Raw genomic sequence first — 14,546 nt, forward strand, 5'->3', positions numbered from 1 at the left:
TTCCGGCTCTTGGAAACAACCCCCACATTAAAATGGAAGCATGCCGAAATAAAAGTACTAATGTACTTCCACGCCCTGATTCCTTACAAACCGGTCAATCCCAAGACCCGTCTTGCCTCTGTTATGACACAGGAGGAACGCGAAGAGTTTGCAGAGGTAATGCTCGGCGATGTCATCTCTGCAGTCCGCAAGACCGGCTGCACGGCAACCCTCCTCTGTACCTCCAAATACACCTGCAGAGAAGCACTGGTTGCAATTCGCAAAGAGGGACTAAACGAAGCAATTAACTGGGCACTTCCCCAGTTCCACTGCCCGGCACTTATTATCATGTCCGATCTGCCGATGACCACGCCCGGCAGCCTTCAGCGGGTACTTTCCACCAAAGCTGACATGGCCATTGTACCGGGACTCGGCGGCGGTACCAACGTCATCTTTGTCAAACATCCGGAAACCTTCCATGTGGAGTACTACGGGTTTTCCTACCGTCGTCATCTTCAGATCGCAGAAGAACTTGGTCTCACGGTTGAGATCATCGACTCCATGCGAATGTCAACCGACGTGGATGAACCCTCGGACCTCGTGGAGCTGATGATTCACGGGCACGGCAATGCCCGTGAATGGCTGTATGAACACGGCTTTGCTCTTTCGATGGAGAACGGCCGGGTAAGTGTCACGCGCAACGGTGAGAAAATTGCCTGAAACCGCCGACCTCACCATGCAGGCCGAAGAGCTTGCGCTCACCGGAAAACTCGACGAGGCGCTCCGCATGTATGACGCGGCAGTTGCAGCTGATCATACAAACCCCCTGGCATGGATAGGGAAAGCTTCGATTCTCAAGGCACAGGGAAAATACACCGAGTCCGCCGAATGCTTTGATGCGGCGCTTGCAGGAATTCCCGAGTGGGAACATGCGGCGGCAGGTGAAGAGGAGCGGATGGCGGCGTTCGTATCCATGCTCTCGGTTCTGAAAGCCGAAGCACTCCTGTATGCAGAAAAACCAAACGAAGCTCTTGCAGCAGTTGACGCTGCCGATGCTGTCCGGGGTGCAGACGCCGCGTCTCTTGTGATCAGAGGACAGGCGCTGGTCCAGAAGAAGGAGTATGAAGCAGCAGGCGACTGTTTCTATCGTGCGGAGGAGTGGTGCAACACGCATGAAGACACCATGCTCACCCAGGTCTGGCATTGTAAGATCCAGCTCGCAAAGGAGATCGACGGAGTTCTTGCCCCGCCGTATGCAGCGGAGATGTATGCCGGAGGGGTTGGTTTTCGCCCGCCTCAGGGAACACCCGATGCGATTCTTGAACGGGGAAATAATCTCAGAAGCGCGGGGCTCCTGTATGATGCCCTCCGATATTATGACGCGGCAGTTACCGCAGGCCATCAGAACAAAGCCCTCATACTGTTCCTGAAAGGAGTTGTCTTTGAACAGCTCAAGCGAAGCACTGATGCACTTGAGGCCTACAGCGACGCCCTCAAAGCAGATCCGGCGCCAGACGATGCGTTCCGCATCCGCATGCGGTGGGCAGCCCTTCGGGCGGAGCGGAAATAGACACGCCCTCACAAAACCCTTATGCCTTTTTTTCACCCATATATATGGAATACCTATGGACGCAACTGCTACTGAATTCGGACTGCTGCAGCTCACAGAGATCGTTCTGACAGCAGAGGTGGTAAATGGAAACCCTGTGCTCGGTGTAAACGATCTCCCCGTAGCGCTGCGTCCCCTCTTCTGCCCGGACGTACCCGGTGTCATTGCACGGCCGGTTGCCATCAAAGAAGGACAACTGAAAACCTACTTCCCGAATCTTGCCGCACGCAGCCTCATTGCCGACGGTAAAAACTCCTATCTCGTGGTAAACGATCTCGGACAGTTCGCTGTAACCACCTTTGCACCTGCAATGAAATGGTATCTGCGCCATGCAGGGGCGGAAGCGGTTATGAAAAATCCTGCACTTTCCCTCTCACTGGAGACTGCGGGAGAGACATGCGTCTCCTACAAAAAAGCGCGGGAAGAAATCCCGCTGTTTGAGGACACCGCTGCATCCCTTACAGGAAAGATAGGTGCACTCACCGCGAAATCCGATGCCTACCGCGAAGCAGCCGATCTGATAGTTGCATACGCTCCCGAAGAGATCGAGTTCTCCTTGGATGACCTTGTCTGCACACCTGACCAGCTTGCAATCGTCCGGAAGGTTCAGATTTCCCTGGAGAATCAGGAATTCCTGCGCAGCCACAGAATTTATGAATTGGGAAGAATTCTTCTCGTCGGCCCCCCGGGAACCGGCAAAACCTCCTTTGCACTCGCACTGTCACGCTCCGTACATATGCCGGTGCTGGAAGTCAGGCTGTCCATGCTGACCTCACAGTATCTGGGAGAAACCTCCAAGAACATCGACAGAGTCTTCGATCTCGCCAAAAAGATTGCGCCCTGCATCCTCTTCATTGACGAGTTTGACTACATTGCAAAGACCCGCATCTCCGACGACAACGGTACTATGAAGCGTGCGGTGAACACACTCCTCAAAAGTATCGATCACATCAATCTGATCAAAGATCAGGTGCTTCTCATTGGTGCAACAAATCATGCAGGAATGCTGGATGAAGCAGCCTGGCGGCGGTTTGACGAAGTCGTTACCTTCACCCTGCCGGACGCAACCATGCGCGAAGCAATTCTCCGGCACGTCGCATCCGATATCCCCTGTACGATGGACTTTGCAACCCTTGCAGAGCGGACAGACGGATTTTCCGGAGCGGATCTCCGCATGATGCTGACGGAGGCAATCGTCTCGGCACTTCTTGCAGGCCGTAAAGAAATTAACGAAGAGGACGTGAACGCCGGAATGGATCTGGTAAACCGCCGGAACATTGCCCGGAGCGGCTGCCTGTAACCATCATGAAGATAACAGCACTTGGTACCGGCGATGTGGTTGGAACACCGAAAATCGGCTGTGATTGTGATGTCTGCCGCGAGGCGCGGCAGACCGGAAAGCAACGGCTCCGCACCTCAATCCTCGTTGAACACGAAGACAAACATCTGCTGATCGATACCGGCCCGGACATGCGCGCTCAGCTGCTTGCCGCAGGTTCCCCGCATATCGACGCAGTTATCTGGACACACGGCCACTATGACCACTTCATGGGATTCGGCGATTTCTATCGTGTACAGCGTGAACTTATCCCTGTCTATGGTGCAGCCGAAGTTCTCACCTACTGCGGCGGCATCTTTTCATTTATGCGCCACCGTAAGGTGGTTATGACCCCGTATGAACCAATGGAGATCTGCGGAATGTCGGTAACCCTCTTTCCGGTGATGCACGATACCCCCACCTATGGTGTGCGGATTGAAGCGGACGGGGCGGTGTTTGTCTATTCCTGCGACACAACCGATCAGTTATCTGTGCAAACCCTCGAAACAATGAAAGGTGCAGACCTTTTACTGCTTGACGGCATCTTCCCCCCGGAAGTACACATCTCCAAACACATGAACATCCGTGAAGCCGAACAGCTGGCAGAACGGCTTGCGCCAAAAGAGTTCTGGTGTGTGCACATGAGCCACAAAATCCAATGGAGCTACAGATACGGGGCACGGGATATGCAGACTTGGAATATTTCCAAAAACCACAGATAACTTTTTTTAGACATCGCAGACGAAACTTACTACACACTCCCGCACCAATACATACGCAAAGGATGAAAAGGGACATCTACTATCGTGTGGACAGACGGGTACAGAACGGTGTCGTAAAATATTATCTGATGCGGGAGGTCAACAGCGACTCGCACAAGTTCCGCGCATCCAAACTCATCAAAGCCGGAACACCACCGACAGATCCGGAAATTACACGCGCAATTCTTCTCTACGGATTTGATCTTGAGATGAAATGCTGCGAAAAAGTTGTTTCATATCGGGTAAAAAACTTCAAATATGAGCATGAAGAAAACGAAAAAAATCTACTATCATCTGGAAAAATACCGATACCTTGATCTGCGCTACCATGACTACCTTACCGAGGAGGAGTATACCAGACATGTAAACGAGCGTGAATACCACTACATTCACGAATCCGCAAAAACCGTCGGATGTACGTTCACCTTTCCCGAAGTTGTCCAGATGATTGAAACCGGGAAAATCCCAAACGGAAAGTATCTGCGCGATGTAAATGAGATTCAAAATCTTTATCGCTGTGTTGTTCTCCGCAATAAAAATCCCCGCAAAGTCACACTTGCCCTCGTGCTCCAGATCAGAAGGATCATCCTCCAGAATCTGGAGGAGCCCGAGACTATCAGCCGCGAAAAAGAGATAGCGATTCAAAAACTGCTCAATACCTATTATCAGAAGATTGGTGACGGATACCATCCTGTGGAACAGATTATCTCCCTGCACAAAAACTTCCGCAAACTCAAACCCTTCAAAATCGGATCCAAGCGAACGATCCGTGAGGTCGTGCAGTACCTGGTCATGCCGCTCGGCTATCCGCTCAGTTCCCAGTCAAGCCAGCAGATAGTACATACCTCCGAGATACTGGCCGAACAGCAGACTAAAAACAGTATTCCCCAGGTTATTGAACAGTATACAGGATGTAAAATATCAAATCTGGAAGATCAGCTTCGTAAAAAAATTGCCGAACATTGGGATATTCAGAAAAATAAGAGTCAGAAACAGCTGGACCTCTACCTTCCCGCCAGCCGCTGATTTTTTACCGTCTATGTTATGTATTTATATCATTGTGTGTGAAATACATAACATGCAACTATGATAAACAAACTCAGTCTCATGGGCCTGGTCGGATTACTCGGCTTTCTTGCTGTACCGACCGGTGAAGTACGCTACTGCGCCTTCTTTGCATTCTTCGTGTTCTTCGGCTACCTCTTCACTGTTGAGGATGAACTGTTCACCGCCTACGTCAGAAAAGCAGCAACCGCCGCATTCTTTCTTCAGACCGTGCTCTTCTGCATCGTGTATGCAGCAGTCGTTCTCATCGGGGATGCAGCAGTATTTACCGCCGCATTCCCGCTGACATTTGCCGCTGGCATGATTGTCTTCATCTGCATGCTGGTCATCCATGAATTCCGTGAACTACAGGGAGTGGAGAGTGGCGCTTAAGACAAAGATTCGCGAATACCGCGCAAAACACAACATCACCCAGGAAGAACTTGCCAAAGCTGTCGGTGTCCGGCGTGAGACCATCGGCCATCTGGAAAACGGAAAGTACAATCCGTCGCTAAAACTCGGATTTGATATTGCAAAAGTTCTGAGAGTGCCCGTTGAGGAACTCTTCGAGTTCACCGACGACTAACACTTTTTTCTTGTTTTCAGCAGCACCAGATGCAGCGTCACGAGAACCCCTACCACGCAGAGAATCACAATGACAAACGATTTCTGCACGATCACCATGGAGACGCCAAGCATCACCCACAGAAAGAGGATGCCGCCAATTTTTTGCCGGAGAGGAATACCTGTTTTGTTCCGGTAATGGTCAATATAGGGCCCGAAGTACCGGTTTTGTTCCAGCCACGCGGCAAGATGCGGGGAACCTGCCGAAAAACAGAGTGCGGCAGCAATGACAAACGGTGTGGTCGGAAGAACCGGGAGAACAACACCTGCCGCACCAAAGGCAAGGCAGATGATGCCGAGAACCTTCAGACACCACCGTTTCCCGGGCATCTCAGCACTTCACCGTATCGCGCGCAAGCCGGGACGTGATCAGGGCAATCACCGCAACCGCAAATCCTGCAGCGCAGGCAATCGCAACACCCGCCGGAGTATAGACATCGGCACTGCCGGAACCGGCTGCCGCCGCAACCGAGAACAGGGCAACACCCAGCACGCATCCTACGTTCATCACCGTGAAAATCAGACCGCCGGAAGAACCCTGCAGCTCAGGCGGACTGTGAATGGTGATCCGCTGAATACTGGGCCCCTCGTTTAAGCCCATACCAAGACCGACCAGCACAAGACCTGCAAAGATCAGAAATATGTTCGACAGAATAACGGCGGCACCCAGAAGTGCCATCCCTGCAGCAAGGAGATACGATGCACTGTTACAGAGGAACATGCAGCCGTATCTGCGCACAAATGCTCCTGCAGGGATGCCTATCAAGGCCATTGCGACCGGTGGAAGAAGCATGATACCGCCAGCGACCGCGGTCGGCAGCAGATACTCTTCGGTCAAGAGGAACGGCATCACATAGATAACACCAAGATACACGAGCGTGATGCACAGCGTTGAAACTGCTGCCCACATGACCGTCCGGTTATAAAGCAGACGGGCGGAAAGGATAGGATCGGGATGTCGGAGCTCACGGTGCAGAAACAGATAACCGAAGATCGGCGAGAGTACAATCAGCAGGATGACCGGACCAGTCCAGCCTTCGGAGACACCAAGCTCAAGTCCGGCAAGAAGGGACACAAGCGTGACGGCAAGATATACCGCGCCAAGCGAATCAAACGGTTTGGGCCGCGCGGGAAGATCCGCAGGATCCGGTTTTGGAATCAGAAACAGGGCAACCAAAATCCCCACAATACCCACCGGGATGTTAATGAAGAAGATCCAGTGCCAGCTGATGAACTGGGTAAGAACCCCGCCGATTCCGGGACCGAGTGCGAGTGCTGCACCGCCGGCGGTGGCGATAACACCCATGCCGATGGGCTGAATCTGTTTGGGGAGATGCAGGGTAATCAGCATGGTAGCCGTTGCAACCATCATGGCGGCGGCCACCCCCTGGAAAACCCGGAATCCGATCAGAGAGACGATGTCTGTTGCAATACCGCAGAGGAAAGAGGCAAAGGTAAACAGTACAAATCCTCCGGTAAAAATTACCCGCTGCAGACCGGTACGGTCAGCAAGTTTGCCGAAAAGAAGAAGGGTACTGCCGAGTGCAAGCAGATACGAGGTCATCACCCATGACGACAGGGACGAACCGGAACCGAAATTCTCGGAGATCGCAGGCAGTGCAATGGACACAATACTTGTGTCAAGATAATCCATGAAAACAGCCGCAGCTGCCAGAATCATCAGAAGCTTTTGAGAGAGAGGACGTTCAATCAGCATCAGTACACACCGAACAGAGGGGGAAAACAGAGGAGGAATACGGCAGGTATCTCACCCCTGTTTCGGCAGGATAAGAGTTTATTGGGACGGCAGACACGTATCGGCCGCAGTCCCCCTTTTCAAGGGTACGAGGTGGCGGGAGAGTTCGGACAGCGGATGACCTTTGCAGGTAACGGTGAACTTTTTGTAGTATCCAAACGGCGCACGCCGGACTTCCAGAGAAGAATCAGCCGCAAGCACACGGGTAACCTCTTTCAGAACGGACACGGCGGCGGCAGGCCGGGCAAGATCGTTTGAGAGATGGGCATACGGATAGATCATGACCCGGACAGCCCCGACTTTTGCGGCAACCGCGAGGATCTCCGCGGCAGTTTGAGCAACAATGTCCTCCGGGTCCGTTTCGTCCGCAGACTCAACAGCACAGAACGCCACAAGCGCATCCTGCATAGCATCCTTTGCTACAATATCCGTCTCCGCCATCTTTGTCCCGGAGAGAGTCTCATACGCAATGATATCTGCATGAATAAGGAGAAGCCGCATAACTACTCAGTCTCTTCTGTTTTTTCATCCGGTACCCGGGTGAATTCTGTGTACATGGGTGTTAAACCCATATTAAGGTAAAGCAAGAAGCGACGTTGTACCTTTATTCCTGAGCATCCCATGGAAAACACAGAACACGCAGAAATTCTCAACATCATGGAATAAACAAGAAACCCACGGAAACAGATTAATTTGGGATTCCATGATGTTCAAGAACTGTTTCGTATCTTCTCGCAGAGCGGCGAGCACGGCTCTGCCATGAGAATCGCGGGATGAAATTCGATCGATGACGATCATTCATAGGTAAGCAACGAATTCAGATGCAACACCGTAAGAGGCAGCGCTGGGAAAAAGCCAGGGTTCAGACCAGAAACATCGTCAGCCCGAGAAGGACGACGACCTGAATCAGCCAGATAAGCGATGCAAACGGAAGCAGAGTTTTACCGATGGAAAGTGTCTCCCGCAGGTTCATGGAAAGGCCGACTCCGGCCATTGCAATGGTGAGGATGGTCACAGAGATATTGACGAATACCGACTGCACGGCATGTCCGAGATCCGGCCATACAGTGATAAACGCAGTCATACCAATGGCCATAAGCACGAAGAGAATCAGGAACCCCTGTACTTTCGCCTTCACACGGTCTGCGGGGCAGGAAGCATGCGCTGCTTCCTGACGTCTGCACCACAGCCAGCCGAACATCGATGCAACCACGACCAGCATGGCGACCCGTATCATTTTGTACGCAAGGGCAAGAGCACCGACATCCTCGCCGCCGGAGATTGCAGTGTAGAGATCCGCTGCCGGAATGACATTGCCGATTTCATGCAGCGTTCCGCCGATGAACACCTCCGCCTGCGCATCGGTCATGCCGACACCGAACGCGATTGCAGGAATGAGAAACACGCCGACGATTCCCAGGAGACTGATAACACCGACAACTGCATGAACATACTTCTGATCCGCTTTGATCACCGGGGCAACAGAGAGCGTGGCAGACACACCACAGATGCCGTTGCCGGTGCCCGTCAGTGCGGAAGTTTCCCAGTTGTGGCCAAGTTTTTTGCCGAGCAGCATTGCAAGAACAATCGTCATTGCAAGAACAGCGAGTATAATTACAAGACCACTCGCAGATGCGCTCATCAGCACGTCTGCTGTTACCCGGGCACCCATCAGGATAATTGCAATGCGCAGAATGTATTTTCCGGCGTAGGAACCCCCCGCATCAAAGAATTTGTAGTTGATGAAAAGACAAATCACCAGAGCAAGAACAATGGGACCTATCTTGGAAAGCAGGGAGAAAACCGGAATATCCTCAAACAGATCGTGAGGAAGCAGTGCAACCCCGCCGTCCCAAAGGGTCCCCCTGGTCAGCAGGAAAGAAAGCAGCGTTACGGCAACACACACAAGAAAACCTGGAATCACTGCACGATCCGCTGACTTCACGTAATCAAAAAAATCCTCACGATAGGTAGTCATAGGATATCTGTTAGTGAACTGTCAAATAAAGCATATTGATCCAAACACATTCCGCACGTGAGACAGATTGAATATGGCAGACACCCAATGTACTTAGCATATTCCCAAAAGTGGAGAACTACATTAATGACAGATACACCATCAGCCGGAGGAAAGGGTACGATTGTTCTCGCCTTTTCCGGAGGACTTGATACCTCCGTCTGTGTGCCGATCTTAAAAAACATGTACGGCTATGATCGTGTGGTCACGGTTGCCGTGGATGTCGGTCAGCCCGCAGCCGAAGTTAAAATGGCGGATGACAAAGGAAAACTCATCGCCGACAAGCACTACACCATCGATGCAAAGGATGCGTTTGTGCAGCAGCACGTGTTCCCCGCAATCAAGGCAAATGCTCTCTATGAGGGGTACCCGATGGGTACTTCCCTTGCACGTCCGCTGATTGCTGAGGAGATTGTCAAGATCGCAAAAGCCGAGGGAGCAACAGCCATCGGTCACGGCTGTACCGGCAAAGGAAACGACCAGCTGCGTTTTGACTTCATCTTCCGGATGCACGGCTTTGACATCGTCGCACCGATGCGCGAACACAACATGACCCGTGACTGGGAGATCGACTACGCCGAGCAGCACGGAATTCCGATTCCGGTCAAGAAGTCCACCCCGTGGAGTGTTGACGAGAACATCTGGTCCCGCAGTATTGAAGGCGGCAGACTCGAAGAGACGGATTATCACCCGCCGGAGGAAATTTACCACTGGACAACCTCGCCAGAAGCAGCTCCCGATAAACCGGAGATCGTCTCCATCACCTTTGAAAACGGTGTTCCGACTGCACTGAATGGTAAACAGATGAACGGTGTTGATTTAATCGTTGAACTGAACACGATTGCAGGTCGCAACGGTGTTGGCAGAAACGATATGGTGGAAGACCGTGTCCTTGGTCTGAAGGCCCGCGAAAACTACGAACACCCGGCGGCAACCGTCCTGATCGCAGCACATGCAGACCTTGAAAAACTGGTGCTTTCCCGCTTTGAACTGAAATTCAAGCACATCGTTGACGACCAGTGGTCCGAACTTGCCTACATGGGTCTTGTGCACGAACCGCTCTACCATGATCTGAACGCATTCATCGACGAGACACAGAAACGCGTGACCGGAACGGTGGACGTCCAGCTGTTCAAAGGCGGGCTGCACATCCTCGGCAGAAAATCACCGAATGCGATTTACTCACAGGACATGGTCTCGTTTGATACAACGACCATCGACCAGCGCGATGCCATTGGATTTTCCAAATACTTCGGACTGCAGGGCAGAATGGTCTGGCAGCTCCAGAACAAATAATCTTTTTTTCTCCTTCAGACCTGCAAGACTGATTACAGAGAACATCCAAAGAATATCATAGAATGGACTTTTCCAAAGACGACGTCTGTGTGTTGATCCCGACACTCAACGAAAAAGCTACCATCGGGTCTGTCATTGAGGAGTTGCAAAGAGAGGGCTATCACCAGATACTCGTCGTGGACGGCCACAGTACAGACGGAACACCTGAGATAGCAGAAAAACTCGGCGCAACCGTCATGACACAGGAAGGAAAAGGAAAAGGCGCCGCCATGATCGAGGCGTTTGAAAAGATCACCTCACCCTACATCCTGATGCTGGACGGAGACGGTACCAACCCGCCGGAGTATGCAGACGCTATGATCGAACCGCTTGCAAGCGGCCGGGCAGACCATGTCATCGGCAACCGGCTCAACCAGTACGAACGCGGTGCCTTAACCCGCCTCAACCTCTGGGGAAACCGCCTCATGAACACACTGTTCAAATGGGCACACGGCGTTTACATGACTGATATCCTCTCCGGATACCGGGCATTCACCTTAGATTCCATCCGGCAGATGAACCTCAAGGAAGCAGGATTTGAGATCGAGACCGAGATCAGCTCCGCAGTCATCCATCGCGGTCTCCGCTTCGAGGTCGTTCCGACCTTCTACAAGAAACGTCCGGGATCCCCGACAAAACTGCACCCTGTTCGGGACGGATACAAAATTCTCCGGGCAATCAACAAATACGGCAAGATGAACAATCCGCTCTTCCACTTCAGTGTCATCGGCGTTCTGATGGGTATCTCAGGATTCTGTCTCGGACTCTACGTGCTCTTTGAATGGCTCGCAGGAATCGAGCATCTCTTCATGGGAATTCTGACCATGCTTCTCATCATTGCGGGAATTCTTACCTTCATGATCGGATTCATCAGCGATATGATCCTCGGCTACCACCGCGAAGTGATGCGGGAGATGCGCATTCTCCGCACAAAACTCGACGAGATGGAAAAGAAAGAGTAAACGGTTTTTTCTGAGGAAGAAAATCCTCACATTCAAATTTTTGCGGGTTGATTATTATACACTATGACCACCCCCCGGATCGAAAAAGTACTCCATGCCTCGATAGATAATCTGTATGTCGGCAGTGAAGAGTTTTTGGCAGAAATCGAAGCGGGGCTTGGTGCCGCAGCAATATCCGCGCCAAAGGTAGGCTACCAGGGGGTTGCCGGCTCGTTTGGCGAACAGGCGGCACATGAGTACTTCGGGGGAAACGCATCAGCAATCACCAATTACAAAGAGTTCGACGATGTCTTTACAGCGCTCGAACATGGCGAGATCGATTACGGTGTCCTGCCGATAGAAAACTCTACCGCCGGAGACGTGCTTGAGGTTGCCGATCTCATCACGCGGTGCAGTCTGTATGTGGTCGGCGAACACATCATCCGCGTCCGCCATAATCTGCTCGGGGTATCCGGCGCATCAACCGGAATGATCCGCGAAGTGTACTCCCATCCGCAGGCCATCAGTCAGTGCCGCGACTTTTTCCGGCATCATGACCGGATCAACGCCTACCCGTACGCAAATACCGCCCTTGCCGCGAAATTTATCGCAGAGACAAACGATCCCGCAAAAGCATCTATTGGCAGCCTACGGGCCGCAGAACTTTACGGCCTTGAAGTTCTGGAAAAAAACATCCAGACCGCAAAAAACAACTATACACGGTTCGTCATTCTCTCACGGCATATGGAGATCACCAGACAGTCCGACAAGATCAGTCTCGTCTTCTCCACAGCCCACAAAAGCGGAGCACTCTACAGCGTGCTTGCCCACTTCGCCTACAACGGCCTGAACCTCCTGAAAATCCAGTCACGTCCCAAACTTGACACTCCCTGGGAGTATATCTTTTTCCTTGATGTTGCGGGAAATCTTGAGGATGCAAACGTTCTGATTGCCCTTGGAAAAGTCCGTGAGCAGAGCAGCTGGTTCAAACTGATCGGAAACTACCCGCACTGCCACCACACCGACCGGCAATGAACCACTTCCTGCACCGCACACCTCTGCCGCTCTCCGGCGTTGCCCTCGGAGTCGCAGCACTCGGGAATCTTCTGCAGAACTACTCGGATATCATCCCTCCCTTGTGCGGAGCGCTAGCTGCCGTGCTCCTCTCGTTCGTCTTTCTGAAATATCTCTGTTTCCCCGCAGAATTCCAAAAGGACATGAACGATCCTGTGCTTGCAGGTGTTGCAGGTACATTCACCATGGCACTGATGATCCTGAGCACATACCTTGAACCATACAGCAGCGCAGCGCTCGGCATGTGGCTTGCCGCAATTCTTTTGCACAGTGCACTTATGGTGTATTACACCCTGAGATTTGTTAGATACGCCGGGTTGCGGGACGTCCTTGCAAACTACTTCATCGTGTACGTAGGAATCGCTGCAGCAGCGGTTACCGCCCCAGTTTTTGGTTCACAGGAGATTGCAGCCGCGGCGTTCTGGATCGGCTTTGCCGCATTCCTCATCGTGATCATCCCGATAACCATGCGCTATGCGCGGCTGCCCGATGTACCCGAACCGGTAAAACCCCTGATCTGTATCTACGCAGCACCGGCAAGTCTGTGTCTCACCGCTTATATCGAGACCATAACGCCGGTATCCCCGGAATTTTTGATTGGGCTGTATATTGTTGCCTGCCTGTTCTACCTCTTTGCTCTGTACAAGGTCATCAGCTACCGCAATCTCCCCTTTTATCCAAGTTATGCCGCATTCACCTTCCCGTTCGTCATCGCAGCGACCGCGTCCACGCAGGTCACCAGCTATCTGGAAACCTTTACGGGATGCGCACTACCGCTGATGGAAGGGATTGTGCTGATGCAGACGGGAGTTGCCGTCGTGCTGGTGGGGTATGTGCTGCTGCGCTACCTGCAGTTCTTTTTGAAACGAACACCGGTCGGGAACAAATAACGCAGTGCCAATCCAGGTTTTTTGCGGATGCAAAAATCTGTTACCGGTCTATCAGTTACAAAAATACCATCTAAAACCACCTAAATGCGAAATAACGGGATATCCACAGATATCCGGAATTTTGTTACCTCTGTTACCTCAAAATCAGTACTCTGTACAAAAACAAAACAAAAAACAGGAACAGAATGTCAAACCACCGGTAACAAAAATAAAATACCTCGGAAAACAGTTTTAAACACAAAACAAATCTCAGAAATCGAATGGTTTTGTTACCTCACCCATCGGTAACAAAATCACCGATCCTCGCCAAGACGCCCAGTTCATCTCAGTACCAAAAAAAGTTAGAGCGGAATCTCGCCGACAAACACCGTCTCGGCAGGCCCCGTCATTGTTGCACGCTCGCCGACCCCGATATCCAGCGGACCGCCAACCGTCTCAACATGCACCACATCACCCGATACCTTACCGATCTTTGCCGAGATCAGGGCCGATGCCGTGGAACCGGTTCCGCAGGAGAGTGTTTCTCCCTCAACACCGCGCTCAAATGTCCGGATGGTAATTGCAGACGGTCCGGTCACCTGCACAAAGTTCACATTCGTTCCCTTCGGGAACAGGGCATTGTGGCGGATCTTCGGCGCAACAGCATCAAGGTCAACCGCCTCGACATCCTCCACAAAAATAACCGCATGCGGAACACCGGTGTTTGCCGCATACACCGTCATGCCCTCAATTTCGGCGGAGAAATCGCCGGAGCCAATTGCAGGAATCGCCGCAGAATCATAGGCCGGAACACCCATATCGATCGTGGCGGAGAAGTCGCCTTCACTGTCGTATCCGGCACGGACAGTCAGAACACCGGCAAGCGTTTCTACCGAAAACGACTTCGTCTTTGCGTAGTTGTTGTCAAACGCATACTTTGCCAGACACCGGATACCGTTGCCGCACATCTCCGCCTCGCTTGCGTCCGGCTGGAACAGGCGCATCCGCACGTCGGCCTTCTCCGACGGTGAGATAAACAGAACGCCGTCACCACCGATACCAAACCGGCGATCGCAGTAGCTCACCGCAAACTGCGCTTTCATATCGTCCGGGATAACCGTGCCCGCCATCTCATCAATCAGAATGAAATCATTCCCGTTGCCGTGAAGCTTCGTAAACGCGATCGTCATTGTACTTACAGTATTAACCTTCAGAAAAC

The 14,546-nt window shown here is 52.1% G+C and carries 17 protein-coding genes; 12 read left to right on the forward strand and 5 right to left on the reverse strand.

What is annotated here, in order from left to right:
* Positions 1-9: 9 nt before the first annotated feature.
* From cofC to O0S10_RS05930, 8 genes are all read left to right on the forward strand, one after another.
* Positions 10-699 carry a 2-phospho-L-lactate guanylyltransferase gene (cofC, locus tag O0S10_RS05895; protein WP_268924968.1) on the forward strand — a complete coding sequence of 230 codons (690 nt, stop codon included), beginning with the start codon at positions 10-12 and terminating at the stop codon, positions 697-699.
* The gene (locus O0S10_RS05900) at positions 692-1,549 is read left to right on the forward strand and encodes a tetratricopeptide repeat protein (protein ID WP_268924969.1); all 858 of its coding nucleotides are present in this window, start codon (positions 692-694) and stop codon (positions 1,547-1,549) included. Before cofC ends, O0S10_RS05900 begins: the two co-directional genes overlap by 8 nt.
* A gap of 55 nt (positions 1,550-1,604) precedes the next feature.
* Positions 1,605-2,888: an ATP-binding protein gene (locus O0S10_RS05905; RefSeq protein ID WP_268924970.1), complete on the forward strand. Its 1,284-nt coding sequence runs from the start codon at positions 1,605-1,607 to the stop codon at positions 2,886-2,888.
* 5 nt (positions 2,889-2,893) lie between these two features.
* Positions 2,894-3,628 (forward strand): MBL fold metallo-hydrolase, encoded by a 735-nt coding sequence (locus O0S10_RS05910; protein WP_268924971.1) that lies wholly within the window; start codon positions 2,894-2,896, stop codon positions 3,626-3,628.
* 62 nt (positions 3,629-3,690) lie between these two features.
* The gene (locus tag O0S10_RS05915) at positions 3,691-3,984 is read left to right on the forward strand and encodes a hypothetical protein (RefSeq protein ID WP_268924972.1); all 294 of its coding nucleotides are present in this window, start codon (positions 3,691-3,693) and stop codon (positions 3,982-3,984) included.
* The gene (locus O0S10_RS05920; protein WP_268924973.1) at positions 3,932-4,693 is read left to right on the forward strand and encodes a hypothetical protein; all 762 of its coding nucleotides are present in this window, start codon (positions 3,932-3,934) and stop codon (positions 4,691-4,693) included. Before O0S10_RS05915 ends, O0S10_RS05920 begins: the two co-directional genes overlap by 53 nt.
* A 60-nt stretch (positions 4,694-4,753) precedes the next feature.
* The gene (locus O0S10_RS05925; RefSeq protein WP_268924974.1) at positions 4,754-5,104 is read left to right on the forward strand and encodes a DUF3796 domain-containing protein; all 351 of its coding nucleotides are present in this window, start codon (positions 4,754-4,756) and stop codon (positions 5,102-5,104) included.
* Positions 5,094-5,297, forward strand: a complete 204-nt coding sequence (locus O0S10_RS05930) for a helix-turn-helix transcriptional regulator (RefSeq protein WP_268924975.1) — start codon at positions 5,094-5,096, stop codon at positions 5,295-5,297. The genes O0S10_RS05925 and O0S10_RS05930 overlap by 11 nt, the downstream gene beginning before the upstream one ends.
* Here O0S10_RS05930 and O0S10_RS05935 read toward each other — a convergent pair.
* The 4 genes from O0S10_RS05935 to O0S10_RS05950 form a co-directional block, all read right to left on the reverse strand.
* On the reverse strand, positions 5,294-5,665 hold the full coding sequence (locus O0S10_RS05935; RefSeq protein ID WP_268924976.1) for a YbaN family protein: 372 nt from the start codon (positions 5,663-5,665) through the stop codon (positions 5,294-5,296). The two genes, O0S10_RS05930 and O0S10_RS05935, sit on opposite strands and share 4 nt — an antisense overlap.
* A gap of 1 nt (position 5,666) precedes the next feature.
* Positions 5,667-7,052 (reverse strand): MFS transporter, encoded by a 1,386-nt coding sequence (locus O0S10_RS05940; RefSeq protein ID WP_268924977.1) that lies wholly within the window; start codon positions 7,050-7,052, stop codon positions 5,667-5,669.
* Positions 7,053-7,130: 78 nt separating this feature from the next.
* Positions 7,131-7,592, reverse strand: a complete 462-nt coding sequence (locus O0S10_RS05945; protein WP_268924978.1) for a threonyl-tRNA synthetase editing domain-containing protein — start codon at positions 7,590-7,592, stop codon at positions 7,131-7,133.
* A gap of 361 nt (positions 7,593-7,953) precedes the next feature.
* Complete coding sequence (locus O0S10_RS05950; RefSeq protein WP_268924979.1) at positions 7,954-9,069, reverse strand: YeiH family protein; 1,116 nt, start codon at positions 9,067-9,069, stop codon at positions 7,954-7,956.
* A gap of 126 nt (positions 9,070-9,195) precedes the next feature.
* On the opposite strand from O0S10_RS05950, the gene O0S10_RS05955 reads away from it, so the two are divergent.
* The 4 genes from O0S10_RS05955 to O0S10_RS05970 all read left to right on the forward strand — a co-directional run bounded on the left by O0S10_RS05955 (position 9,196) and on the right by O0S10_RS05970 (position 13,348).
* Complete coding sequence (locus O0S10_RS05955) at positions 9,196-10,404, forward strand: argininosuccinate synthase (RefSeq protein ID WP_268924980.1); 1,209 nt, start codon at positions 9,196-9,198, stop codon at positions 10,402-10,404.
* A 62-nt stretch (positions 10,405-10,466) separates the two neighbouring features.
* Entirely contained in the window at positions 10,467-11,405 is a 939-nt protein-coding gene (gene aglJ / locus O0S10_RS05960) for an S-layer glycoprotein N-glycosyltransferase AglJ (RefSeq protein WP_268924981.1), read from the forward strand.
* 63 nt (positions 11,406-11,468) lie between these two features.
* On the forward strand, positions 11,469-12,419 hold the full coding sequence (locus tag O0S10_RS05965) for a prephenate dehydratase (protein WP_268924982.1): 951 nt from the start codon (positions 11,469-11,471) through the stop codon (positions 12,417-12,419).
* On the forward strand, positions 12,416-13,348 hold the full coding sequence (locus O0S10_RS05970) for a TDT family transporter (protein WP_268924983.1): 933 nt from the start codon (positions 12,416-12,418) through the stop codon (positions 13,346-13,348). The genes O0S10_RS05965 and O0S10_RS05970 overlap by 4 nt, the downstream gene beginning before the upstream one ends.
* Before the next feature lie 341 nt (positions 13,349-13,689).
* Here the strand turns inward: O0S10_RS05970 and dapF are convergent, their stop codons facing one another.
* Positions 13,690-14,517, reverse strand: coding sequence for a diaminopimelate epimerase (gene dapF, locus O0S10_RS05975; protein WP_268924984.1), 828 nt, complete (start codon positions 14,515-14,517; stop codon positions 13,690-13,692).
* Positions 14,518-14,546: the final 29 nt, after the last annotated feature.

Source organism: Methanocorpusculum petauri (assembly GCF_026891975.1).
Taxonomy (GTDB): Archaea; Halobacteriota; Methanomicrobia; order Methanomicrobiales; family Methanocorpusculaceae; genus Methanocorpusculum; species Methanocorpusculum petauri.

What these genes read in the sequence shown, in the direction of transcription:
- O0S10_RS05910 (WP_268924971.1), top strand. Translation starts at nt 2,894, where the DNA reads ATGAAGATAACAGCACTTGGTACCGGCGATGTGGTTGGAACACCGAAA.
- O0S10_RS05915 (WP_268924972.1), top strand. Translation starts at nt 3,691, where the DNA reads ATGAAAAGGGACATCTACTATCGTGTGGACAGACGGGTACAGAACGGT.
- O0S10_RS05970 (WP_268924983.1), top strand. Translation starts at nt 12,416, where the DNA reads ATGAACCACTTCCTGCACCGCACACCTCTGCCGCTCTCCGGCGTTGCC.
- O0S10_RS05920 (WP_268924973.1), top strand. Translation starts at nt 3,932, where the DNA reads ATGAAGAAAACGAAAAAAATCTACTATCATCTGGAAAAATACCGATAC.
- O0S10_RS05955 (WP_268924980.1), top strand. Translation starts at nt 9,196, where the DNA reads ATGACAGATACACCATCAGCCGGAGGAAAGGGTACGATTGTTCTCGCC.
- O0S10_RS05935 (WP_268924976.1), bottom strand. Translation starts at nt 5,665, where the DNA reads ATGCCCGGGAAACGGTGGTGTCTGAAGGTTCTCGGCATCATCTGCCTT.
- O0S10_RS05965 (WP_268924982.1), top strand. Translation starts at nt 11,469, where the DNA reads ATGACCACCCCCCGGATCGAAAAAGTACTCCATGCCTCGATAGATAAT.
- O0S10_RS05945 (WP_268924978.1), bottom strand. Translation starts at nt 7,592, where the DNA reads ATGCGGCTTCTCCTTATTCATGCAGATATCATTGCGTATGAGACTCTC.
- O0S10_RS05925 (WP_268924974.1), top strand. Translation starts at nt 4,754, where the DNA reads ATGATAAACAAACTCAGTCTCATGGGCCTGGTCGGATTACTCGGCTTT.
- O0S10_RS05940 (WP_268924977.1), bottom strand. Translation starts at nt 7,052, where the DNA reads ATGCTGATTGAACGTCCTCTCTCTCAAAAGCTTCTGATGATTCTGGCA.
- O0S10_RS05950 (WP_268924979.1), bottom strand. Translation starts at nt 9,069, where the DNA reads ATGACTACCTATCGTGAGGATTTTTTTGATTACGTGAAGTCAGCGGAT.
- aglJ (WP_268924981.1), top strand. Translation starts at nt 10,467, where the DNA reads ATGGACTTTTCCAAAGACGACGTCTGTGTGTTGATCCCGACACTCAAC.
- dapF (WP_268924984.1), bottom strand. Translation starts at nt 14,517, where the DNA reads ATGACGATCGCGTTTACGAAGCTTCACGGCAACGGGAATGATTTCATT.
- O0S10_RS05905 (WP_268924970.1), top strand. Translation starts at nt 1,605, where the DNA reads ATGGACGCAACTGCTACTGAATTCGGACTGCTGCAGCTCACAGAGATC.